Raw genomic sequence first — 1,141 nt, forward strand, 5'->3', positions numbered from 1 at the left:
CGCCCTCTTCGGACTCGCTTTCGCTACGGCTTCCCCACACGGGTTAACCTCGCAACATACCGCAAACTCGCAGGCTCATTCTTCAAAAGGCACGCAGTCACGACTTGCAAGCAAGCTTGCAAGCGACGCTCCCACGGCTTGTAGGCACACGGTTTCAGGTACTATTTCACTCCGCTCCCGCGGTACTTTTCACCATTCCCTCACGGTACTATCCGCTATCGGTCACCAGGGAATATTTAGGCTTAACGGGTGGTCCCGCCAGATTCACACGGGATTTCTCGGGCCCCGTGCTACTTGGGTGTCTCTTAAACGAGCCGCTGATGTTTCGTCTACGGGGGTCTTACCCTCTACGCCGGACCTTTCGCATGTCCTTCGACTACATCAACGGTTTCTGACTCGTCCCACAGCCGGCAGACTGTAGAAAAGAGATCCCGCAACCCCAACCACGCAACCCCTGCCGGGTATCACACGTGATTGGTTTGGCCTCATCCGGTTTCGCTCGCCACTACTCCCGGAATCACGGTTGTTTTCTCTTCCTGCGGGTACTGAGATGTTTCACTTCCCCGCGTTCCCTCCACACTGCCTATGTGTTCAGCAGCGGGTGACAGCCCATGACGACTGCCGGGTTTCCCCATTCGGAAACCCCCGGATCAAAGCCTGGTTGACGACTCCCCGGGGACTATCGTGGCCTCCCACGTCCTTCATCGGTTCCTGGTGCCAAGGCATCCACCGTGCGCCCTTAAAAACTTGGCCACAGATGCTCGCGTCCACTGTGCAGTTCTCAAGCAACGACCAGCCACCCATCACCCCCGGACGGATCCGGAGTGCACTGGGGCCGGCGTTTGAAGGAACAGCCTTACGGCCGTGCCCTCAGACACCCAACAGCGTGCCCGACCCGATCCCTGGAGAAGTCACGTTCCACGCCCCGAAGAGCAGTACTGATGATCCACAGTTGATCGTGCCGAGTAGTCAACGTTCCACCCATGAGCTAACCACCGTCGAACATTCGCCGACGTAGTGGCTCTGGATCTCTTGCGAGATCTAGATGCTCCTTAGAAAGGAGGTGATCCAGCCGCACCTTCCGGTACGGCTACCTTGTTACGACTTCGTCCCAATCGCCAGTCCCACCTTCGACGATTCC

Annotated in this window: 2 rRNA genes; both read right to left on the reverse strand. The window is 57.8% G+C overall.

Features of this window, described 5'->3' with window-relative positions:
* Positions 1 to 753: ribosomal RNA gene (locus ACIGXO_RS33650) — 23S ribosomal RNA — on the reverse strand; the annotation flags it as partial.
* A 303-nt stretch (positions 754 to 1,056) separates the two neighbouring features.
* Positions 1,057 to 1,141 (reverse strand): 16S ribosomal RNA (locus ACIGXO_RS33655); the annotation flags it as partial.

Origin of the sequence: Streptomyces sp. NPDC053542, assembly GCF_044544685.1 — a bacterium.
Classification (GTDB): Bacteria; Actinomycetota; Actinomycetes; order Streptomycetales; family Streptomycetaceae; genus Streptomyces.